This is a genomic window from Sphingomonas sp. (assembly GCF_036731925.1).
Classification (GTDB): Bacteria; Pseudomonadota; Alphaproteobacteria; order Sphingomonadales; family Sphingomonadaceae; genus Sphingomonas.
Genome location: NZ_DAINDJ010000001.1, coordinates 1,854,676 through 1,875,914, shown reverse-complemented (window position 1 = coordinate 1,875,914; position 21,239 = coordinate 1,854,676). Strand labels below are relative to the sequence as shown.

Sequence of the window (21,239 nt, the reverse complement as noted above, 5' to 3'; positions counted from 1 at the left end):
ATAGCGGCCTCTGCCCTTCGTGGGCAGGGGCTGCTAGGCGGCCAGTTTGACCAGCGTGTCCCTCCGGAGGGGGAGGGCCAGGATCGCAGCCAGTGCCGCCAGTAACAGCAGCGCGGGGCCGGCCAGCATCAGCCAGCGGATCGCGGCAACGCTCGTCGCGGCCTGCGGGGCGCCGGCGACGAACCCGCTTGCCTGATAGATTGCGCCGATCGCGAATCCGGCCGCTGCCAGCGCCGCTTTCTGGGCGAGCGCGAAGGCACCGAAGGCAATCGCCTCCACCCGCACCCCGGTGCGTGCCGCGCCCCAGTCGACGCTGTCCGGCAACAAGGTCCAGGCGGCCAGGCCGAATCCGGCAAAGGCAACCTGCATGCCCAGCAGGAACAGCGTTGCTGCCGCGACTCCCGGCGCCGGCATCAGCACGAATATGGCGGGCAGGGTGAGCGCCAGCCCGCAGGCAGCCAGCCACGCTGCCCGCGCCCCCGCGCGGCGCGCTGCAAGCGTCCAGAGCGGCGTCGCGATCAGGCTGGCAAAGGCCATCGCCGCCAGCGCCCGCGGGCCGGCCGGATCGTCCGCCAGCACGTAGCGGAAGTAATAGAGGACGGACTGGGTGGTGAGCGCCGCCGCAGCAGCGCCTGCCGCTGCGGCGAGGTTCAGCGCGACGAATGCGCGGTTGCGCGCCAGCAAGGCTAGCGCCGGGCCGATTTGGGTGACGGCCCTGGCGGCAACCGGTGGGCGCCGTTCGGGTACTTTCCAGGCGATCGCCAGCAGCAGCGGCACGGCCAGCAGCGCGAGAAGCGCGCTTGCTGCCGAATGGCCGCCGAGCATCCGCACCAGCTGGGGGAAGGTGCCGGCCACGAACGTTGCGGCGACGGCGCCGAAGATCATCCGCAGCCCCGCGAGCAGGGATCGCTCCGCGCTGGTGCCGGCAAGCCGCGTCGTCCAGGCCGAATAGGGTATGTTGGTGAAGGCGTAGAGCGTGCGGAAGCCGAGCTGGGCCGCCAGCGCCCCTTGCCACGCGCCCGGCGGCGCGGCGAACATCGCGACGAAGCCCAGCCCCAGCGGCAGCGCACCCCAGCCGATCAGCCAGCGATAGGGCCGTCGCATCCGCTCCGCCACCACGCCGGCGACGAAGTCTGCCGCGCCGTCCCATGCCGCGCCGATCAGGAACAGCGTGCCGGCCAGCGCCGGTGCGAGGCGCAGCGTGTCGATGTAGAAGAACAGCAGGTAGAGGTTTACCGCCTGCCAGTAGAGATTGAACGCGAAGTCTCCGGCGCCGAACAGCAGCAAGGCCGCGCGGGGCGCCGGTATGGGCGTTTCGCTCATCGGGGCATGGCGGCAAGAGGCATGGCCGCTGTCTTAGCGGCCGCCACGCGCCTGTCCACGCGGGCCTTCAGAAGAAGCGGGGGATCGGTCCGCGCTGCGGCGTCTGGTCCGGCAGGTCGACTTCGATGCCGTCGGCATAGCACCAGCCCCAGCCTTCGGGCGGATCATAGCCCTCCATGATGGGATGGCCGGTTTCGCGAAAATGCGCGGTGGCATGGCGGTTGGGCGACTGGTCGCAGCAGCCGACATGGCCACATTCCCGGCACAGCCGCAGATGGACCCACCAGCTGCCGGTCTTCAGGCATTCCTCGCATCCCTGCGCGCTCGGCGTTACCGCGCGGACGGTTTCGGCATTCATGTGGGTGCAGCGGGTCATGGCGATCTCCTCGACCCGTGACCTAGCAGCCCGGCGCAGGCGCTTCGCCTGTACGTACGGATGGGATGCGAAAAGGGGCCGCAGCCATCGGCTGCGGCCCCTTGCCGGTGGGCGACGGGGCGTTTCAGCGCCGGGCGTCGAGGCTCCAGGCGCCGGCGCCGAACGCGACCACCTGCAGCAGGCCGCCCGCCATGGCGATGTTCTTGAAGAAATGGATGAACTGGTTCTGGTCGCCCAGCGCCCCGTGGAACGCGAGCGCAGTCGCCACCGAGAAGGCGGCGAGAATGCCTGCAACCATCCGCGTGCGATAGCCGAGGATCAGCGCGGTGCCGCCCGCCAGTTCCACGAGCAGTGCGATGGCAAACCCCAGTTGCGGCAGCGGCAGGCCGGACGCGGCGATATAGCCGATGGTCGCACCGGGCGCGGCAAGCTTGGCGATGCCGCTCAGCACAAAGATCGCGGCAATCCCGATCCGGCCAACCAGCGGCAGTGCCGATTGAACCATGGTAGGGGTGGCGGCGGCGGGGAAGGGTGCGGTAGCCATGACGTGTCTCCTGATGGTGGCGGGGACAATGCTGCCTCGCCTGGTGCCGGAGAGATGCGCTTCCGGGCTGTGCCCTGGCAGTGGAATAAATCAGCTCGAAACGTTCGATGGAATAGAAAAGCGGCATTTCCGGAATCTCGAACGAAATCGTCAAGACTATCCCGCTGATCCGAACGTGCGCGTCGCGGTAGCAGGTGCTGAACACAGGAGGTTTCGATGGACCGTCTCACAACGCCAGAACTGAGCAAGACCGAATGGGCCGCGGTGTCGGTGGCATTTCAGGATGCCGCCGCGTGTGGCTGCGTGGCCGTTTCCGCCTCCGCGCGTCCTTCCATGCTGGGCCGTATCGCCGATACGCTGTTCGGATCCCGCCGGCCGACGCCGCTCGCCGATCCGCGGCTGGAGGCGATCCGCCAGTTTGTCTGCACCACCCGGCGGCAGCGCAAGCCCGCCGCCGACCTTGCCCCGGTTCTCGCCGACCATGGCTTCAACCCCGCGCAGATCGAAGCGATCGCGCTGCTGGCGATCTGAGGCGCGAAGACGATGACACATGCAAGCGCCCATATCGGCCCGGAACTGCTCGAGACGCGCCTTCAGGCCGGCCGCCATACTCTGCTGGCCGACGAGCCGGCCAGCAATGGTGGCCGTGATGCCGGGCCCGCCCCCTATGATCTGCTCCTCGCGGCGCTGGGCGCGTGCACGGCGATGACGCTGCGCATGTATGCCGATCGCAAGGGCTGGCGGATCGACACGCTGGAGGTCGACCTGCGCATCCTCGGCACGCCCGAGGCGCGGCACATCCTGCGCATCCTGACCCTCTCCGGACCGGACGACGCCGGTCGCGCTCGCCTGGCCGAGATTGCGGAGCGCACGCCGGTGACGCTCACCCTCAAGCAGGGTATCGCGATCGAAACGCAATTGGCGGAGCAGACGGCATGAGCACGGAACTGGCGTTGGATGCGATCGCGCGGGACACCGGCGCGGGCAAGTTCCAGGTGGCGGTGCAGGTCGCCGGCGCGGCCCTGTTGCTCGACGAGCCGGCGTCGGTGGGCGGGCTTGGCTCCGGCCCCACGCCCTATCAGATGCTGGCCTCGGCGCTGGCGGCATGCACGACCATGACTCTGCGTGTCTATGCGCTGCAGAAGGGCTGGCCGGTCACCGGCATTCGCACGTTGGCGGGCCATCGGCGCGAGGCGGGGGCGGTGCCGGCGGACCTGTTTACCCGGCGCATCGAGATCGAAGGGGAACTGGATTCCGTGCAACGCGCCCGTCTGCTGGAGATCGCCGATCGCTGCCCGGTGCACCGCACCCTGGCGGGCGGCGCGCGCGTCGAAACGGAGCTTGCAGATGCCGCCGCGCCGGCCGAGCCGGCGGCGGCCCATGCTGCGGATCTCGAGCACGCCATTCGCGAACGGTGACGGGCAAACCCCGGACGAAATGTTGAAAAGTCTTGCGCAATAGCCTCTGCGGCGGACCACTTTGCTTCAGCACATGCCACTTGCGACAACATGTTTTGCAATGCAGCAAGGATGGTGTGCAGTAGAGATGGAGGTGGATTGCGCGAATCCCAAAGTAGAGTCTTGTTGAAGTCGTTCGTTCGCGCGTGTATGTCGAGTCCTGGGGCGCTGCATATACATGGATGATCGTCGAGTCGACTTGAAGTAGGCGGCAGTGCGTGCGCCTGCCATGTTTTTGCGTTGCCGGCGCGGGCCGGTTTCGGCGCGGCCAGACGATCGATATTCCGGATAAATCTTCTTGTCCTGGAGGTTGAACATGGCTTCTGTAGTCGAACCGAAACTTCGTGATGCTGATCCGCACGTCCACGCAGAAGGCTGCACGATCAAGATCTTGCCGCAGCATCAATGGGTGGACGCATCCCGCCGCGCGCTCGAGATCAATCCCTCGAACTGGTCGGCATTGCGGCTGCCACAGGCGGCGCTGGTCGCCAGCATCTTGCCGCCCGAGCATCTCTCTATCCTGACTTCCAAATATTGGGGAAAGACCGGCGTGAAGCTGACGGTCAGCTTCCTTGACAATCCGCCGGCCGATCTGCGCGCGCGGATCCTCAGTCACATGAACGCGTGGAACGCGACGGCGAACGTGCAGTTCGTCGAGACCGCCAAGGGCGGCCAGGTGCGGATCGCCCGCGCGGCGGGCAGCGGCTACTGGTCCTATCTCGGCACCGACGTTCTCGCGATCGGGCCGAACGACGCGACGATGAACCTCGATTCGTTCACGATGAACACGTCGGACAGCGAGTTCCACCGCGTCGTCCGGCACGAGACGGGGCACACGCTGGGCTTTCCGCACGAGCATATGCGGGCCGAGATCATCGCGCGGATCGATCGCGAGAAGGCGATCGCCTATTTCATGGCGACCCAGGGCTGGTCGCGCGACCAGGTCATCGCCCAGGTGCTGACGCCGCTCGATAAGTCCGCGCTGATCGCGACAGCCGAGGCCGATCCGAACTCGATCATGTGCTACTGGCTGCCTGCCTCGATCATGAAGGACGGCAAGGCGGTGCCGGGCGGCACCGATATCGATGCGTCGGACGCCAAGTTCGCCGCATCCGTCTATCCCAAATGGGCCGACTGGCAGCTGATCGACAACAATCCCGCCACGGCATCGATCGTGGCGGACGGCGACAGGCTGTATCAACTGCACAATAACGGCCGGATCTGGAAATATACCGGCACGCCGATCACCGGCTGGCAGGAACTGGACAACAATCCCGCCACGGTGAAGATCGCGGCTGCGGGCGGGCATTTGTACCAGCTGCACAATAGCGGCCGGATCTGGCGCTATACCGGCGTGCCCCATAGCGGCTGGCAGGAGATCGACAACAATCCGCGAACCTCGGACATCGTCGCGGCAGGCAATGACCTGTATCAGATGCACAAGGATGGCCGCATCTGGAAGTTCACCGGCACGCCGATGACCGGCTGGAAGGAACTGGACAACAATCCCCGCACGATGAAGATCGCCGCGGGCGATGCGCTGTACCAGATCCACTCCACTGGCAACATCTGGAAGTATGTCGGCCCGCCGATGACCGGCTGGCAGGAGATCGACAATAATCCGCGGTCGGTCGACATCGTCGCCTCGGGCGGCGAGCTGTACCAGCTGCACAACACCGGCGAGGTTTGGCGCTATACCGGCGTGCCGCATACCGGCTGGACCAAGCTGGACAACAACCCGGACACCAAGGCGATCGCCGCCGGCACCGGCACGCTGTTCCAGATCCACCGCACCGGCGCGATCTGGAAATATGTGACGCCGCCGCTGACCGGCTGGAAGCAACTGGACGGCAACCCGGCCTCGTCCCGGATCGCTGCATCGGGCAACAACCTGTACCAGCTGCATCGCTCGGGGCTGATCTGGCGGTATACCGGCAAGTAGCAACGTATAGGCGAGCCTTGATGATGACGATTTCGGTTCGGGGCGTGGGCCCCGTCACGATCGAGCAACTCGAGGCTCGCCTTTCCGCCTATATGAATGCAGGTGCGCCCAAGCCGGTGCTGGAAGGCGCGCCCGAACAACAGGCAGCGATGCTGCACCAGGTCGCGGCGCGGGGCGATACGCAGATGAAGGCGCTGGTGGCGCTGCTGCTCGCGCAGAACCCCGCGACCTAGCAGGCTCACCCAGCGGTTGTGGGCGCTGGCCCGAATGCCGGGTTCGCCGAAACAATTCGGACATCCCCACGTTTGGCTCCCCGCAATCCATTGGGGGGAATACGATGCGACGGAACATGCGCATGATCGGCATGGCGGCGACGGCACTGCTCGCAGCGGGCACGGCGCATGCCGAAGAGGACGACCCGCGCTTCTGCCCGACCAGGCCGAGCATCGGTGGTTCGAGCTGCACCACCGAGCCGGGCCGTGTGCATGTGGAAGCGTCGTTCCTCGACTGGCAGCGCGATGACCGCGCCACCGAACGCGAGGACCAGATCCTCGCGGCAGATCTGCTGGTCCGGGTCGGCGTGGCCTCCAGGACGGAGGTCCAGGTCGGCTGGACCGGCTATGGCCACGACCGTACCCGCGACAGGTCCACCGGCGCAATCGAGACCATCCACGGCACGGGCGACCTGCGCTTCGCGGTTCGTGAGCATCTTGCGGGAGAGAAGGGCAAGCCGTTTTCGGCGGGCGTAGAGGGGTTCGTGACGGCGCCTACCGGCAAGTCTCCGATCGGAGACGGCACCTGGTCGGCCGGTGCGATCGTGCCGGTCCAATATGACCTGACGGAAAAGCTGGCGGTTTCCTTCACCGGAGAGGCCGACGCTGCCGCGAACGAGAGCGGTCAGGGGCGGCACTTCGCGTACAGCGGCATCACCAGCCTGCGCTACAAGCTGAGCGAGCAGGTGACGACCACCGCCGAGCTGTCGCTCGAGCGGGACAATGATCCCGAAGGCCACGAAACGCATGCGCTGGCCGCGGTATCGACCGCGTGGAAGCCGACCAAGGTGCTGCAGCTCGACATGCTGGCGGTGGCCGGGCTGAACCACCATTCGCCGGACGTCCGGCTCGTTGCGGGCGGGGCGGTGCTGTTCTGACGTGCCGGCGGGACGCTACTCCCGCCGCCGCGTTCGCGCCGCGAGCCTGTCCTCCACGCAGTCCGACAGTGCCTCCGGCTTTCGAGCGCCGCCCAGCGCGCAGGCTGCAAGCATGTCGCAGATCGTCGCGACTGACGATGCATCCTGATGCCGGTCTCTGGCGCCACAATAGACAATGGCGGCCCCGCGAAACCGGTAATCGACCTTGGTCGCGCGCAGGCGCGTTGCGGTGACCACGATATCGGCCTCGCTCCGGGCATCGGCCTGGGAGGGGGCGTCATGCAGCTGCTGTGGCGACAGCGGCAAGGCCAGGGCGAACGCTGCCGATGCGGGCGCCATGAGCAGATGCGTGCGGGCGAGCATCCTCGTCGCCCGATGTCAGCTGGTCAGCCAGGCGAGGGCTGTGTCGATGTCGGTGAAGAAATCGACGCCCTCGCGCGAAGTCAGCCGCTTCGCCTGCAGGCGGGCAAGGCTCTTCGCGGTGACGAAGGCGAGCTTGCGCGATCGAAGGTCCTCGCTGCCTACCAGCCTGGAGAAGTCTCCCACGCGCTCCTGGCTCTGGATGTCCATCTGGCGGATGTCGCACAGCGTGACGTGGTCGTTCGGCGGGCAGGACAGGGAAGCCACTGCCTCGACCAGTTCCGCCCGCAACTGCTGGATCGTCGCGCTGTCGAAGAAGCCGCCCATCGTAAGGCGTATGAGGTTTGCCTTCCGTTCTGCACCGACGACGAACCAACCCCGCATGCCTGCATCCTCTCCCGATCCTTGTAGCGTTCAATGGTCTCATGGTGCCATTTTTCCGCCGGTTCGTCCGACTTAAACCTCGCCCAACTCCGCCAGATCCGTGTCCTCCTGCCCTGCATCGACGAACCGCGCGCGCAGCCACGACGCGGCTGGGCCGGGCGGCGCGTCCCTCCGCCAGATCGCGCTGAACCGATACATGCCGCCGGGGCTCTCCGGCATGGCGAGCCGAACGAGTGTTCCTGCGACGAGGTCCGGCTCGATCAGCGGCAACGGCATGTTGCCCCAGCCAATGCCTTCCCGGAGCAAGGCGTGCTTGGCGCCGAGATCAGCAAGCCGCCAGGTGCGCGGGCTCATCACCGCAAAGTCGCGGCCGGCGGTGAGCGGCGAGCGATCCGAGAGTACCAGCTGGACATAGTCGCGACCCGCGCCCGGCGGGATCGGCGTCATCCGGCCGAGCGGATGGTCGGGGGCCGCCACAGGCACCATTGGCACGGATCCGGCCGACTCGCACTCGATGACGTTGACGCCCGCCGCCAGCGGGCCGGAAATGCCGAGCACCGCCTTGCCCTCCAGCACCAGGCTGGTGATTGCCCCCAGCGCCTCGACATGCAGGCGCAGCGTCACGGTGGGGAATTCGGCGCGAAAGGCGCGCAGCACTTCGCCCAGTCGCCGTGTCGGCAGCATGACGTCGACGGCCAGGTGCACCTCCGCCTCGAGGCCGTCGAGCAGCCCTTTCACCTTGGCGCGGAGCCCGTCGATGCCTTGCGCTACCGTGCGCGCCTCGGCCAGTACCGCCTCGCCGGCGGTGGTGAGCCGCGGCTTCTTGGTACCCTCGCGGTCGAACAGCAGAACGCCCAGCTGCGCCTCCAGATTGGCGATGCCGTAGCTGATCACCGAAACCGCGCGGTTCAGCTGCCGCCCGGCGCCTGCGAAGCTGCCGCTGTCCACCACGGCAAGGAAGATACGGAGCTGGTCGAACGTGGGGGTGCCGGGGCTGGACATTTCGATTTCCTGGAACGTTTCCGTCCAATTTATCCCACTGATTGGAGAAGTCGAGCCCGCCTACATCCCGGTCATCGAAGCGGCGCCGAGAGCCGGCGCGCCCCACAGGGAGACCCAAGATGATCGAACTTCGCCCTTTTTCCAGCCTCGGCGGCGCCAACCATGGCTGGCTTGATGCCAAGCACCATTTTTCCTTTGCCAATTATTATGATCCAGCGCGCACCAGCTGGGGCAATCTGCGCGTGTGGAACGACGACACGATCGCGCCGCAGACCGGCTTCCCGCCGCATCCGCACCGCGACATGGAGATCATTACCTATGTTCGCGAAGGCGCGATCACGCACCAGGACAATCTTGGCAATCACGGCCGCACCATCGCCGGTGACGTGCAGGTGATGTCGGCCGGTACGGGTATCGCGCATTCCGAATATAATCGCGAGGACGAGACTACCCGCATCTTCCAGATCTGGATTCAGCCGACCCGCGGTGGCGAAAAGCCGAGCTGGGGCACGCGCCCCTTCCCGAAGACCGATCGCGCCGGCCAGTTCGTGGTGCTGGCAAGCGGCTTCCAGGGCGACGGCGACGCGCTGCCGATCCGGACAGACGCACGGGTTGTCGGTGCGACGCTCCGCGCCGGCGAGAGCGCCGAATACGTGCTCGGCAGCGATCGCCGCGCCTATCTGGTGCCCGCAACCGGCGTTGTTGAGATCGACGGCACACGGGTAAATGCTCGCGACGGCGCGGCGATCAAGGACGTGGAAGTTGTGAAGATCACTGCAATCGAAGACAGCGAAATCGTGATGGTCGACGCGGCCTGAACTGGTGGCGGGCGGTGCACCCGCACCGCCCGCTCAGGCATGCGCAAATGTCATCCTGGCGCATTAACTTGTATCATGCTGATTAGAAAAGAATTGTTAGTCGCCTGATGGAACGGGGTGAAGCCTGCGCGGGTTATCCGGTGTTGAACGCAACGGGGAAACCATCCTTGACCCTACTCGCAGCCATCGACCGCCCCAGCAGCAACTTCGCGCTGATCTGCTTCTCGCATCTTCGCTGGAACTTCGTCTTCCAGCGACCACAGCATCTCATGACGCGGTTCGCCCGCAACATGGACGTGCTGTTCTGGGAGGAGCCGATCGAGGATGACAGTCCCACGCCATGGCTGGAACTGCGCGAGGAAGGCGCGGGGGTGACGGTGGCAGTGCCGCATTTGTCCGGCGATCTCCAGGGTGGGGCGAGGGAGGCGGCGCTGCGGGCGCTGCTCGACGATCATGTCGCGGGCCTCGGCGAACGACTCATCCGCTGGTACTATACGCCGATGATGCTGCCTTTCTCGCGGCATCTCGACGCGTCGTGCACCGTCTACGACTGCATGGACGAGCTGAAGAACTTCCGCTTCGCCCCTCCCGAGCTGATGCCGCTGGAGCAGGAGCTGTTCGGAATGGCCGATCTGGTCTTCACCGGTGGCTACAGCCTGTACGAGGCCAAGCGCGAAAGCCATGGCTCGGTCCACCCCTTCCCGTCGAGCGTCGACACCGCGCATTTCGCGCAAGGGCGGGCGCTGGTGCAGGATGCCGCGGACCAGGCGGGCCTGCCGCGCCCGCGCCTCGGCTTCTACGGCGTCATCGATGAGCGGATGGACCTGGCACTGATCGCCGCCATCGCAGACGCGCGGCCGGACTGGACCATCGTGATGGTCGGGCCCGTGGTGAAGATCGACTCTGCCGAGCTGCCGCAGCGCTCCAACATCGTGTGGCTGGGGGCAAAGGGCTATGCGGAGTTGCCGCTCTATGCCGGCGGCTGGGACGTCGCGTTGATGCCCTTCGCGATCAACGAGGCGACCCGCTTCATCAGCCCGACCAAGACGCCTGAATATCTCGCGGCGGGCCTGCCCGTGGTCTCGACGCCGATCGTCGACGTGATCCGCCACTATGGCGACGTCGCCGGTGTTTTCGTCGCCGAAGGCGCGGAAGCGTTCCTGGACGCGTGCGATCAGGCGCTTGCGCTTCGCTCCCAGGGCGATGCCTGGCGTGCGGAAGCCGATGCGCTGCTGGCGGAGCAGAGCTGGGACCAGGTGGCTGCGCGCATGCTGGGGCTGATCCTGCAGGTCGCAGAACCGGACAAGCCGCTGCTCAAGCCGGTTCGCAGCACGCATTACGATTATCTGGTCGTCGGCGCAGGCTTTGCCGGGTCGGTGATGGCCGAGCGACTGGCCGCCGATGCCGGCAAGCGCGTGCTGGTGATCGACAAGCGTCCGCACATCGCGGGCAATGCGTTCGACCACAAGGATGCTGCGGGCATCCTGATCCATCAATATGGTCCGCACATCTTTCACACCAATAGCGCGGACATCTTCGACTATCTGTCCCGCTTCACCGAATGGCGGCAGTATGAGCACCGCGTGCTCGCCGAGGTGCGCGGGCAGCTGGTGCCGATCCCCATCAACCGGACGACGCTCAACAAGCTGTTCGACCTGTCGCTGGAAACCGAAGAAGAGGCCGCCGAATTCCTCGCCGCGCGTGCCGAACCGGTAACGGTGATCCGCAGCTCCGAGGACGTGGTGATCTCGGCCGTCGGCCGCGAGCTCTACGAGACCTTCTTCCGCGGCTATACGCGCAAGCAGTGGGGGATTGATCCTTCGGAGCTGGACAAGAGCGTCACCGCGCGGGTGCCTACGCGGACCAACACCGACGATCGCTACTTCACCGATCGTTTCCAGGCGATGCCGCGGGACGGCTTCACCGCGATGTTCGCGAACATGCTGGATCATCCCAACATCGATCTCGAACTGGGCGTCACCTTTGAGGAAGCGAAGCGCCGGTTCAGCTTCGACCAGATCGTCTATACCGGCCCGATCGACGAGTATTTCGACTTCCGGTTCGGCAAGCTGCCCTACCGCTCGCTGCGCTTCGAGCATGTCCATGAGGACCGGGAGTGGGCGCAGCCGGTGGCGGTGGTGAACTATCCCGACGAGGCGGTGCCGTACACGCGCGTGACCGAGTACAAGCACCTGACGGGGCAGCAGGCATCGAACACCAGCCTGACCTACGAATATCCGAGCGCGGAAGGGGACCCCTATTACCCGATCCCGCGGCCGGAGAACCAGGCGCTGTTCAAGCGTTATGAAGCGCTGGCGGAGGCCAAGAAGGGGGTGTTGTTCGTCGGCCGCCTCGCGACCTATCGCTACTACAATATGGACCAGGTGGTCGGACAGGCGCTCGCCACCTACCGCCGCCATATCGCCGAGGAACGCGAGGCCGCACCCGTGCAGGCGGCGGCGCTCGCGGAGTGAGTTGCCCGGTACCCCTCCCGCTTGCGGGAGGGGTGAGACGCTCAGGCAGCTTCTGCGTCGTCGTCCGGCGTCGCGATGCCGGCGGTCTTGGCGGACTCGACCGCAATGATCGGCCAATGCGGCGCCTTGTCGTCCAGCGTGCGAAGCAGGCGGAGGAACTCGACTTCAGTGTCGTCATACGGGACGCCGCCGACGTCGAAGATGTCATGGAACCACTTGTCCTTCAGGCCCGCCAGGTTCGGGTTTTCCCAGGCTGCCCAGGGCAGGTGCGTCTGCGTCTTGCCCCGCACCAGGCCCCAGCAGAAGGCGCCGACATTCTTTGCCTTGGCCACGGGCAGGATCGCCTCGAACGTGCTGCCGGCCGGGCGTGCCATGAACTCGGTGCACCACATCGGCCGATTGAAGACTGCGAGCCAGTCGATACGCTGGGCGAAATCCTCGGCCGTGCCGTAGTTGTGGAACGAGATCACGTCCGAAAGCCCGGTCTGCGCTTGCTGCAGCGGCGTCAGCAGGTCGGGGGACGACCAGTCGCCCAGCCAGATGCCGCTGGTAAGCGGTTGCACCGGCCGCATGCTGCGCGCCCAGGCAAAGGCCTCGACCAGCAGCGGCAGGACAAGGTCTGCCTTCGCGTTCAGCTCGCCCGCGTCGCACAGCGACACCTCGGGGCCGTTGTCCGGTTCGTTCCAGATATCCCAGGCAAGCACGCGACGATCGTTGCGGAAGCGGCCGACCACGCCCTTGATATAGCCTTCCAGCCGCGGCCGCTGACTGAGGTCGCGCAGCGCCGGAATGCCCGGCGATTGCACCCAGCCCGAATTGTGCACGCCCGGCTTCGGCGCCGGCTGCGGGCCCAGCGCGGGATCGGGGTGCCAGCAGGAATCGAACAGCACCAGCATCGTGCGGATGCCGTAGCTGTCTGCCACCGTCAGCATCGTGTCGATTCGGTCCAGAAAGCCGTCCGGATCCTCGGCCCAGAGCAGATCGTGGAGGTAAACGCGCACCGCGTTCATGCCGACGTCCGCCGCCAAGCTGAGTTCGGCGCGGATCGACTCGATGTCGAACGTTTCCGCCTGCCACATCTCCAGCTGGTTGATCGCGTTCGAAGGCGTGAAGTTGCAGCCCATCACCCAGGGCTGGCGTGCGAACCACGCCTTGGCTTCGGTTTCTGTCCAGCGCCCAACCATCGTTCCGCACTCCGCCACCGGCCTCGCCGGATTTTGTCCATAAACGTCACTAACCATTTCGTTTTTATAGGCGGAGAAGTGAATTGCGGATGTACCCGTTACGCGCTTCATCGGAGGGGTCCGGCTGCTTTTTGCGACGAGCCGAGTCCGTTTCCTGATCCAGGTTTATCTCGCGCCGCGTGTGCGGGGCCTTTTCCTACCTGCCGCAGCCTTTGAGGGACTATATGCCGCCACTCGAACTCTGGGGCGGTGCCGAGTGCACCGTGAATCGCGTTCACGACCGGTATCGCGATCAGTCGATCGAAACCGGCCATCACGACCGGCCGGAGGATCTGGACCGAGTCGCCGAGCTGGGCGTGCGCGCGCTGCGCTTTCCGCTGCTCTGGGAACGCATTGCACCCGAGGCGCCCGATCGCTGTGATTGGGCGTGGAGCGACGACCGGCTGGCGCGGCTGCGCGACCTCGGCGTTCGGCCGATCGCCGGGCTGGTCCATCATGGCAGCGGGCCGCGGCGCACGCATCTGCTGGATCCGGAATTCGGGGCGAAGCTGGGCGACTATGCCGCGCGGGTGGCGGAGCGCTATCCCTGGATCACGGACTGGACCCCGGTCAACGAGCCGCTGACGACCGCGCGTTTCTCGGCGCTTTATGGTCATTGGTATCCCCATGCCCGCGACGAGGGCAGCTTCTGGCGCGCGCTGGTGCACCAGGTGGAAGGCGTGGCACACGCCATGACGGCGATCCGGCAGGTTCGGCCGGGAGCGCGGCTGATCCAGACCGACGACCTCGGCAAAAGCTATGGCACGGCCGGAACGCGGGAACAGGTCGCCTATGACAATCACCGCCGGTGGATGGGGTGGGACCTGCTGTGCGGCCGCGTCGTTCCCGGCCATCCACTATGGGATCGGCTGACCGGCTTTGATCTTGGCGCCAAGCTGGAGGCGCTTGCCCAGGCGCCGTGTCCGCCGGACGTGATCGGCATCAACCACTATCTTACGAGCGATCGCTTCCTCGACGAGCGGATCACCGCCTATCCCGAGGGGATGCGGGGCGGCAACGGCAAGGTTGCCTATGTCGATACAGAGGCGGTGCGGGTGCTGGATCCCGCGCCGAAGGGGCTCGCCAATGCATTGGCCGAGGCGTGGCAGCGCTACCGCATCCCGATCGCGATCACCGAAGTGCACAACGGCTGCACGCGCGAGGAACAGATGCGGTGGATGCGCGACGCGTGGGAGGACGCGCAGGCGGCACGCGACGCCGGCATCGAGGTGCAGGCCGTTACCGCCTGGTCGCTGTTCGGGGCCTCCGGGTGGAACACCCTGCTCACCGCGCCCGGCATCTACGAACCCGGCGTGTTCGACGCGCGCGGATATGGCCCGCGGCCCACCGCAATGGTTCCGCTGCTGCAGGCCCTGGTCCGCGGGGAGGCGCCCACGCACCCTGCGCTGGCGGGGGAGGGCTGGTGGCGGCGCGACCTGCGGGTGCCGTTCCATCGTCATCCGCACCCGGAGCCCGGCGCCCCGGTGCAAGGACAGGAGCAGCGCGCGCGTCCGCTGCTGATCACGGGCGCTACGGGCACGCTCGGCAGGGCGCTCGCCCGGACCTGTGCCGTTCGCGGCCTTCCCCATGTGCTGACCGACCGCACGATGCTCGACCTGGGCGACGGGGCCTCGATCGCGGCTGCGCTCGACGAATATCGGCCCTGGGCGGTGATCAACGCGGCCGGCTGGGTACGGGTGGACGATGCCGAAGATGCGGAGGCCGCCTGTTTCGCCGCCAACTGCATCGGCGCGACCGAACTGGCCATCGCGGCCTCCGAGCGGGGCATCCCGACGGTCGCCTTTTCAAGCGACCTGGTGTTCGACGGAAGGCTGGACAGGCCCTATCGCGAAGCCGACCCCTGCACGCCGCTGAACGCGTATGGCCGCAGCAAGGCGACGATGGAGGCTGCGATCGGTGCATTGCCGGGGCGGCACCTGATCGTGCGCACCGCGGCATTCTTCTCGCCCTGGGACCCGCACAATTTCGCAGTGCAGGTGGTAGAGGCGCTGGCGGCCGGGCGCGACGTTGCCGCGGCGAGCGATCAGATCGTCTCGCCCGCCTATGTGCCCGACCTGTGCAACGCGGTGCTCGACGAGTTGATCGACGGGACCACTGGCACGGTGCATCTCGCCAATCAGGGCGCGCTCAGCTGGGCGGCGTTCGCCGTCGCGGTGGCGGAAGCCTGCGGACTGCCGGCCGCGCGCGTCCAGCCGGCTGCGGGCGCAAGCCTCGGCTGGCGCGCCGCTCGCCCGCCGCACGTGCCGCTGGCCAGCCAGCGCATGCCGGCGCTGACGGCAGCGCTGCAAGACTTTGCGGCGGCACCCGAAGTGCGCGAGCGCCTGGCGCTGGCGGCGGAACCGGCGGAGGCGCTGCAATCCGCCTGAGCAGTAACCTCCGGCAAAGCCCTCTTGCGCTGGACAGCCGGAGCGCCGATGTAGTCGCGGGCAATACAACAACCACGAGATCATCCCACATGCATCCGCTTTCCGGTCAGATGACCATCGATCCCGTTACCGGCGCACTCGTTCCCATCGTCATCGAGCAGTCGAGCCGTGGCGAACGCAGCTTCGACATCTATTCGCGCCTGCTGCGGGAGCGGATCGTCTTCGTCACCGGCCAGGTGGAAGACCATATGGCCTCGCTGATCACCGCCCAGCTGCTGTTCCTCGAATCGGAAAATCCGAAGAAGGACATCTGGATGTACATCAATTCGCCGGGCGGCGTCGTCACGGCGGGCATGGCGATCCACGACACGATGCAGTATATCCGTCCGCGCGTCGGCACGGTGTGCATCGGCCAGGCGGCGTCGATGGGCTCGTTCCTGCTGGCCTCGGGCGAGCCGGGCCTGCGCGTGGCGCTGACCAACGCCCGCATCATGCTTCACCAGCCCTCGGGCGGCGCCCAGGGCATGGCGTCGGACATCGAGATCCAGGCGAAGGAAATCCTGCGGATCCGTGCGCGCATGAACGCGCTGTATTCGAAGTATACCGGCCAGCCGATCGAGAAGATCGAGACGACGATGGATCGCGACTCGTTCTTCGAAGCCGAGGAGGCCAAGGCCTTCGGCATCGTCGACGAGGTCTATGAGAAGCGTCCGGTGCCGACCGAGGATGCGGCAGCGGGTAATTAACACTATATGCTTATCCTCGACCGCCTGACGATTCCCGGTGCATGGAACGTCGGGCGGGCGGGGCGATTATGGATTGCCGGAACTTCGCCTGCGTGTAGGATGGCAGGCGAGCGTAGCGCGCCCGAGGCGCGAAGGATGGATTGAATGACTAAGCTCAGCGGCGGTGACTCCAAGAGCACGCTCTATTGCTCCTTCTGCGGCAAGAGCCAGCACGAGGTGCGCAAGCTCATCGCCGGCCCGACCGTGTTCATCTGCGATGAGTGCGTCGAGCTGTGCAACGACATTATCCGCGAGGAGACCAAGTCCTCGCTGGTGTCGAAGAAGGACGGTGGCGTCCCTTCGCCGCAGGAAATCTGCGACGTTCTCGATGATTACGTCATCGGGCAGAAGAAGGCGAAGCGCGTCCTCTCGGTGGCGGTGCACAACCACTACAAGCGGCTCAACCACGGCGCCAAGGGTGCCGATGTCGAGCTCGCCAAGTCGAACATCCTGCTCGTCGGCCCCACCGGCTGCGGCAAGACGCTGCTGGCGCAGACACTGGCGCGCATCCTCGACGTGCCGTTCACCATGGCGGATGCCACCACGCTCACCGAAGCTGGCTATGTCGGCGAGGACGTGGAGAACATCATCCTCAAGCTGCTCCAGGCCTCCGACTACAACGTCGAGCGGGCGCAGCGCGGCATCGTCTATATCGACGAGATCGACAAGATCAGCCGCAAGGCCGAGAACCCGTCGATCACGCGTGACGTGTCTGGCGAAGGCGTGCAGCAGGCGCTGCTCAAGCTGATGGAAGGCACCACCGCGAGCGTACCGCCGCAGGGTGGCCGCAAGCATCCGCAGCAGGAATTCCTGCAGGTGGACACGACCAACATCCTGTTCATCTGCGGCGGCGCCTTCTCGGGTCTCGAGAAGATCATCGGCGACCGCCTGCAGGGCAAGTCGATCGGCTTCGGCGCGCATGTCGCAGCCCCTGACGAGCGCCGCACCGGCGAGCTGCTCCGCCAGACCGAGCCGGAAGATCTGCTCAAGTTCGGCCTGATTCCCGAATTCGTCGGCCGTCTGCCGGTGATCGCGACGCTGGAAGATCTCGACGTCGAGGCGCTGATCAAGATCCTGACCGAGCCGAAGAACGCTCTGGTCAAGCAGTATCAGAAGCTGTTCGACATGGAGGCGGTCAAGCTCGGCTTCACCGACGACGCGCTCACCGCCGTCTCGAAGAAGGCGATCGAGCGCAAGACCGGCGCGCGCGGCCTCCGCTCGATCCTCGAAGGCATCCTGCTCGACACGATGTTCGACCTGCCCAGCATGGACGGCGTCGACGAAGTGGTGGTCGACAAGGACGTGGTCGAGGGCCGCAAGGAGCCGGTTCGCATCTACGCCAAGAAGGAAAAGGCCGGCAGCGCCGCCTGATCCTGTGGAGCGGGCGATCGCGGTTCGCTTGGCGACCGAGAAGGACCGCGCGATCATCGCTCCGATGCTTGCGCGGGCTTTCGCCGAGGACCCGGTCTTCGCTTTCATCTTCCCGAACCAGGAGGCGCGGCAGCGACAGCTGCGGCGCCTCTTTTCGTTGCTGATTGCATCCGATCTGCGGAGCGGGGGCGGGTTCGTCGTGGAGGAAGGCGCGGCGGCGACGTTATGGCGCGCGCCCGGGCAGGCCAAGGTCGGCTGGCTCGAGATGCTGTGGAACAGCCCGGCGCTGGTTCACGCGCTCGGCACTTCGTTGATCCGGGCGCTTCGGACCAGTGCCGCTGTCGAGCGACGGTTTCCGGCGCAGCCTTTCACCTATCTCCATATCGCCGGATGCGATCCCGCAGCGCAGGGGCGCGGGCTGGGCGGTGCGGCTATCCGCGCCGGCCTGGTCGCCGCGCAGCCCGGTATGCCCTGCTATCTGGAAACCCCGACGGAAGCGAATATCGGCTTATACCAGCGCTTCGGCTTTTCGGTGACCGCCGAATGGCGGGTGCCGGACGGGCCTCGGCTCTGGTCGATGGTGCGGCCGCCGGCCTGACGCCTCATTTGGGCGGAGCGGCAGTGTCCAGCTTGGTGGGCCAAGCAAGGCCACGGAGCAGATCGACAAAGGCCTGGCGCAGGTCCTTGTTGCGTCCCCAGCTCGCCCGCGCTGCAACCAGCCAGGTGCCGCCTGCCGGGCAGAACAGGTAGCTTTCGGAGGTAAGCGGTTGCTCCTTGCCGTCCAGCATGCCCGTCATGGTGAAGCGGGCATGATAGGCGGCGTCCGGCGTGCGACCGGAAGGCGAGGGCCAGCGGTCGCTTTCGACCAGCGTCACATCGGTATAGTTCTGGGCAACGTTGCGCTCGATCTCCGCGAAGCTCGCCACGCAATCCTGATCGGGGGCAGCGGGGTAAACGTACAGCGTCACGAAGCCGAGATCGCCGCCGCGGCGCAGGGCGTAGCCGGCGCTCACATCCAGCTGTTCGGCGTCATAGGCGTGGACGCGGGTGCGCAGGGCATTGCCCAGCCGCTCCGGGAAGACCATGCCGCTCGCCGCGTGGACCCAGTCGCCATCGACCTGCAGGTCTTCCTGGGCCACGGCCGGTACTGCAGCAAGCAACAGGGCCGGGGCCAACATCAGGCCGCGAAGCATGTTCATTCCTCACCCCAGCAACATCTCTGCATCTCGTCGTGAGGCCGGAGCGTCGCAGAGCGCCGCGGCCGATGCAAGCCGCGGCATGCCGATGCGCCCTCCGCGCGCGTCAGAAGATGCCGGGCAGGAACCGCTTCACCCGTGCTGCATAGGCTTCATATTCGCGGCCGAACCGAGCCTGCAGCAGCCGCTCTTCCGACTGCACGCGGATCCAGCTGCCATAGGCGAACAGCGGCAGGCCCAGGATCAGCCCCCGCCAGTGCCCGAAGGCGAGCGCGACCGCGAGCAGCATCGCGAACAGCCCCGTGTAGATGGGATGACGGATCGTCGCGAAGGGGCCCCAGGTCACGAGATCATGATCACGGTGGGTGCGGGCCGCGAAGCTCCAGTTGCTGCCCAGCGCGATGGCCGCCGACAGGAACATGGCAATGCAGGCCCCCGCCAGCATCGCCACAAGCACCGCCTGGCCGAGGGCCGCCGCCGATCCCGCCTGCAGCGTCGGGCGCAGCGGTCCCACGGCGACCGCGAAGAAGCCGGCTGCCTGAAGCCCCATGCCGAGGCGGGATCGGCCGCCGGCCTGTGCCCCGGCCTCTGCGCTGCGACCGCGGCGGAAGCGGACCCAAAGCACCGCCGCGGAGAGGGCGACCAGTGCGAGGAACAACGCGGCTAGCGCAGGCGTCCCGATGGGTGAGGGCGCGATGAGTGCGGTCATCGCTGCTGCGACCAGCGCTGGAGTGCCTCCACCGATTCGGCGCGGCGCAGCACATGCGCGTTCGGATCGAACACGACATGCGCGCCAGCCGGTACGGTGAGCGTTGCGGTGCCGCGGGGCATGGCGACCTTCTGCACCTTGCCGTCGATCGACACGTCGACGGGCAAGGGGAAGGGGCGATCGCCGGGCGTCTTCCAGCGCAGCGTCAGTCGGTCCCCGGTGCGCTCGCTGATCAGCTCCGGCAGCTCGGCGGCATAGAGGTAGACCTCGAAGAACCAGCGCAGGTCCTCGCCGGTCACCTGGCGGACGATGCCGATATACTCGGGCGTGGTGCCGAAGCGCGGCTTGAAGTTGCCGGGCCTGGGATCCGGACGGCCATAGACGATGCGGCGAGTCACCTCGAAGAAACGGTCGTCGCCGATCAGGTAGCGCAGCGTGTGGAGTACCCAGGCGCCCTTGTAGTAGATGTCCTGCCCGGGCCCGCCCTTCTCCTCCTCATACACCTCTTCCTCGGTGCGGATCTTGCCGGAGACGACCGGTGCCTTGTTGCGGATGACGCGGCGGAACTCGTCCATCATCGTGGCGTAGCGGGCGTCGCCTTCGCGCCACTGGCCGTAGAGCGGCTGCATATATTGGGTATAGCCCTCGTGCAGCCAGTAATCGTCCCAGTTGGCCGCGGTCAGCTGGTTGCCGAACCATTCATGGCCGAGTTCATGCTGGAAGATCTCGTCGAAGCCCGACGGTGTCTTGCGGTAGTTGTTGCCATACGCATTGATCGTCTGGTGTTCCATGCCCATGTGCGGGGTCTCGACCACGCCGAGCTTCTCGTCGCCCCACGGGAAGGGGCCGATCACCTGTTCGTAGAAGTCGACCGTCGACGCGAATTCTGCGAACAGCGCCTTCGCCTTGGCCTCGCGGCCGGGCAGATACCAATAGTGCAGCGGGAAGCTGTTGCCGAAGCGGCTCTTATACTCGGCCGTCAGCTCCTGATAGGGCGCGATGTTGAGCGCGATGTTGTACGGGTTGGGGCTCTTCGCACGCCAGTGCCAGGTGGTGCGGCCGTCAGCGAGCGTTTCCACCCTTAGCAGCTTGCCGTTCGATGGTGCCTTGAGCCCCGCCGGCACCGTGATGTGCAGGTCGACCAGCTCGGGCTCGCCCTGCGGAAAGTCGAGGCATGGCCAGAACAGGTCGCAGCCATAGCCTTCGGTGGTGGTGGCGATCCAGGGCTTCTTCTCGCCGGGCGTGGTGGCCCAGACCAGGCCGTCGTCCCAGGGCGCGCGCACCGCAACGTGCGGCGTGCCGCCATAGGCGATCTCGGCGGTGACGCGGTCGCCTGCCTTGAGCGGGCGGGGCAGGGTGATGAACAGGCGCCCCTCGGGATTGCGCCACGCCGCCGGCTTCAGCGGCTTGCCATCGATCCGCACGGCGGTGACCGGCAGGTTCCGGTCCAGGTCGATCTGCAATTCGGTCTGCGGCGCGCTGGTGCGGAGCGAGAGCGTTGCCGTGCCGTGCAGCGCATAGAGTGCCGGGAGCACTTCGATCGCAAGATCGGCGTGTTCCAGGTGGAGTGCGGCGCGGGCGGGGTCGATCTGGCCGCCCGAGGCCTGGGTGGTGGGCGTGATCGGTGGCTCGCCGCGCTTCTGTGCGGCTGCACCCGTCGTCGTCGCCACGCTCGCCAGCAGGGCAAGTACCATTGTCGATCTGCTCAACGTCATCCCCAGGCTGCGCGTCGCTCCGT

22 protein-coding genes are annotated in these 21,239 nt (G+C 66.5%); 12 read left to right on the top strand and 10 right to left on the bottom strand.

Features of this window, described 5'->3' with window-relative positions; genetic code table 11:
- Positions 1-33: 33 nt before the first annotated feature.
- The 3 genes from V7E00_RS09105 to V7E00_RS09095 form a co-directional block, all read right to left on the bottom strand.
- Positions 34-1,323, bottom strand: coding sequence for an MFS transporter (locus tag V7E00_RS09105; RefSeq protein ID WP_333572295.1), 1,290 nt, complete (start codon positions 1,321-1,323; stop codon positions 34-36).
- 67 nt (positions 1,324-1,390) lie between these two features.
- The gene (locus tag V7E00_RS09100; protein WP_333572294.1) at positions 1,391-1,699 is read right to left on the bottom strand and encodes a UBP-type zinc finger domain-containing protein; all 309 of its coding nucleotides are present in this window, start codon (positions 1,697-1,699) and stop codon (positions 1,391-1,393) included.
- Between the two features lie 124 nt (positions 1,700-1,823).
- Positions 1,824-2,243 (bottom strand): DoxX family protein, encoded by a 420-nt coding sequence (locus tag V7E00_RS09095; RefSeq protein ID WP_333572293.1) that lies wholly within the window; start codon positions 2,241-2,243, stop codon positions 1,824-1,826.
- 216 nt (positions 2,244-2,459) lie between these two features.
- On the opposite strand from V7E00_RS09095, the gene V7E00_RS09090 reads away from it, so the two are divergent.
- The 6 genes from V7E00_RS09090 to V7E00_RS09065 all read left to right on the top strand — a co-directional run bounded on the left by V7E00_RS09090 (position 2,460) and on the right by V7E00_RS09065 (position 6,792).
- A complete protein-coding gene (locus V7E00_RS09090) occupies positions 2,460-2,774 on the top strand; it encodes a hypothetical protein (protein ID WP_333572292.1) in 315 nt (104 codons plus the stop codon).
- A gap of 12 nt (positions 2,775-2,786) precedes the next feature.
- Complete coding sequence (locus V7E00_RS09085) at positions 2,787-3,182, top strand: OsmC family protein (RefSeq protein ID WP_333572291.1); 396 nt, start codon at positions 2,787-2,789, stop codon at positions 3,180-3,182.
- Positions 3,179-3,661, top strand: a complete 483-nt coding sequence (locus V7E00_RS09080) for an OsmC family protein (protein WP_333572290.1) — start codon at positions 3,179-3,181, stop codon at positions 3,659-3,661. Before V7E00_RS09085 ends, V7E00_RS09080 begins: the two co-directional genes overlap by 4 nt.
- 355 nt (positions 3,662-4,016) lie before the next feature.
- A complete protein-coding gene (locus tag V7E00_RS09075; RefSeq protein WP_333572289.1) occupies positions 4,017-5,642 on the top strand; it encodes a M12 family metallopeptidase in 1,626 nt (541 codons plus the stop codon).
- Positions 5,643-5,662: 20 nt separating this feature from the next.
- Entirely contained in the window at positions 5,663-5,875 is a 213-nt protein-coding gene (locus V7E00_RS09070) for a hypothetical protein (RefSeq protein WP_333572288.1), read from the top strand.
- A 104-nt stretch (positions 5,876-5,979) separates the two neighbouring features.
- Positions 5,980-6,792, top strand: a complete 813-nt coding sequence (locus V7E00_RS09065; RefSeq protein WP_333572287.1) for a transporter — start codon at positions 5,980-5,982, stop codon at positions 6,790-6,792.
- A gap of 15 nt (positions 6,793-6,807) precedes the next feature.
- Here the strand turns inward: V7E00_RS09065 and V7E00_RS09060 are convergent, their stop codons facing one another.
- From V7E00_RS09060 to V7E00_RS09050, 3 genes are all read right to left on the bottom strand, one after another.
- Positions 6,808-7,155 carry a hypothetical protein gene (locus V7E00_RS09060; RefSeq protein ID WP_333572286.1) on the bottom strand — a complete coding sequence of 116 codons (348 nt, stop codon included), beginning with the start codon at positions 7,153-7,155 and terminating at the stop codon, positions 6,808-6,810.
- A 15-nt stretch (positions 7,156-7,170) separates the two neighbouring features.
- Positions 7,171-7,536 (bottom strand): hypothetical protein, encoded by a 366-nt coding sequence (locus tag V7E00_RS09055; protein WP_333572285.1) that lies wholly within the window; start codon positions 7,534-7,536, stop codon positions 7,171-7,173.
- Positions 7,537-7,608: 72 nt separating this feature from the next.
- Positions 7,609-8,538: a LysR family transcriptional regulator gene (locus V7E00_RS09050; RefSeq protein WP_333572284.1), complete on the bottom strand. Its 930-nt coding sequence runs from the start codon at positions 8,536-8,538 to the stop codon at positions 7,609-7,611.
- 119 nt (positions 8,539-8,657) lie between these two features.
- Here V7E00_RS09050 and V7E00_RS09045 point away from each other — a divergent pair, with 119 nt between their 5' ends.
- Together V7E00_RS09045 and glf are read left to right on the top strand one after the other, a co-directional pair.
- Complete coding sequence (locus V7E00_RS09045) at positions 8,658-9,356, top strand: pirin family protein (protein WP_333572283.1); 699 nt, start codon at positions 8,658-8,660, stop codon at positions 9,354-9,356.
- A gap of 269 nt (positions 9,357-9,625) precedes the next feature.
- Positions 9,626-11,830, top strand: a complete 2,205-nt coding sequence (gene glf, locus V7E00_RS09040; RefSeq protein WP_443019178.1) for a UDP-galactopyranose mutase — start codon at positions 9,626-9,628, stop codon at positions 11,828-11,830.
- 41 nt (positions 11,831-11,871) lie between these two features.
- Here glf and V7E00_RS09035 read toward each other — a convergent pair whose 3' ends face one another.
- Positions 11,872-13,071 (bottom strand): cellulase family glycosylhydrolase, encoded by a 1,200-nt coding sequence (locus tag V7E00_RS09035; RefSeq protein WP_333572281.1) that lies wholly within the window; start codon positions 13,069-13,071, stop codon positions 11,872-11,874.
- Between the two features lie 167 nt (positions 13,072-13,238).
- Between V7E00_RS09035 and V7E00_RS09030 the strand changes: the two genes are divergently transcribed.
- The 4 genes from V7E00_RS09030 (at position 13,239) to V7E00_RS09015 (ending at position 18,194) form a co-directional block, all read left to right on the top strand.
- On the top strand, positions 13,239-15,440 hold the full coding sequence (locus V7E00_RS09030; protein WP_333572280.1) for a family 1 glycosylhydrolase: 2,202 nt from the start codon (positions 13,239-13,241) through the stop codon (positions 15,438-15,440).
- Positions 15,441-15,529: 89 nt separating this feature from the next.
- On the top strand, positions 15,530-16,186 hold the full coding sequence (locus V7E00_RS09025) for an ATP-dependent Clp protease proteolytic subunit (protein WP_026008864.1): 657 nt from the start codon (positions 15,530-15,532) through the stop codon (positions 16,184-16,186).
- 144 nt (positions 16,187-16,330) lie between these two features.
- Positions 16,331-17,596 carry an ATP-dependent Clp protease ATP-binding subunit ClpX gene (clpX, locus tag V7E00_RS09020; RefSeq protein WP_064311561.1) on the top strand — a complete coding sequence of 422 codons (1,266 nt, stop codon included), beginning with the start codon at positions 16,331-16,333 and terminating at the stop codon, positions 17,594-17,596.
- A 28-nt stretch (positions 17,597-17,624) separates the two neighbouring features.
- The gene (locus V7E00_RS09015; RefSeq protein ID WP_333572279.1) at positions 17,625-18,194 is read left to right on the top strand and encodes a GNAT family N-acetyltransferase; all 570 of its coding nucleotides are present in this window, start codon (positions 17,625-17,627) and stop codon (positions 18,192-18,194) included.
- A gap of 4 nt (positions 18,195-18,198) precedes the next feature.
- Here the strand turns inward: V7E00_RS09015 and V7E00_RS09010 are convergent, their stop codons facing one another.
- From V7E00_RS09010 to V7E00_RS09000, 3 genes are all read right to left on the bottom strand, one after another.
- Positions 18,199-18,795, bottom strand: coding sequence for a hypothetical protein (locus V7E00_RS09010; RefSeq protein ID WP_333572278.1), 597 nt, complete (start codon positions 18,793-18,795; stop codon positions 18,199-18,201).
- Positions 18,796-18,898: 103 nt separating this feature from the next.
- Positions 18,899-19,501 (bottom strand): methyltransferase family protein, encoded by a 603-nt coding sequence (locus V7E00_RS09005; protein ID WP_333572277.1) that lies wholly within the window; start codon positions 19,499-19,501, stop codon positions 18,899-18,901.
- Positions 19,498-21,195 carry a M1 family metallopeptidase gene (locus V7E00_RS09000; protein ID WP_333572276.1) on the bottom strand — a complete coding sequence of 566 codons (1,698 nt, stop codon included), beginning with the start codon at positions 21,193-21,195 and terminating at the stop codon, positions 19,498-19,500. Before V7E00_RS09000 ends, V7E00_RS09005 begins: the two co-directional genes overlap by 4 nt.
- Positions 21,196-21,239: the final 44 nt, after the last annotated feature.